The sequence below is a fragment of the Pseudomonas sp. SIMBA_068 genome (assembly GCF_046534705.1).
Taxonomy (GTDB): Bacteria; Pseudomonadota; Gammaproteobacteria; order Pseudomonadales; family Pseudomonadaceae; genus Aquipseudomonas; species Aquipseudomonas putida.
Genome location: NZ_JAWRYI010000174.1, coordinates 1 through 343, shown reverse-complemented (window position 1 = coordinate 343; position 343 = coordinate 1). Strand labels below are relative to the sequence as shown.

Sequence of the window (343 nt, the reverse complement as noted above, 5' to 3'; positions counted from 1 at the left end):
CGTCTGTTACAAATGCTGGGGGCGCTGGACGGTGAACGGCTTAGTGCGCAAGGGCAAAAAATGGCAGCGCTGGGTAACGATCCGCGTTTAGCGGCAATGCTGGTTAGCGCGAAGAACGACGACGAAGCTGCTACCGCGGCAAAAATTGCCGCCATTCTCGAAGAGCCGCCACGGATGGGCAATAGTGACCTGGGCGTGGCGTTTTCGCGCAATCAACCAGCCTGGCAGCAACGTAGTCAGCAACTGTTAAAACGCTTAAACGTACGCGGCGGTGAGGCAGACAGTTCGCTTATCGCGCCGCTACTTGCCGGGGCGTTTGCCGATCGCATTGCTCATCGCCGTG

1 pseudogene is annotated in these 343 nt (G+C 58.3%); it reads left to right on the top strand.

Annotated elements, in window-relative coordinates:
• Positions 1-343: pseudogene (locus tag SB756_RS28705) on the top strand (hypothetical protein); the annotation flags it as partial.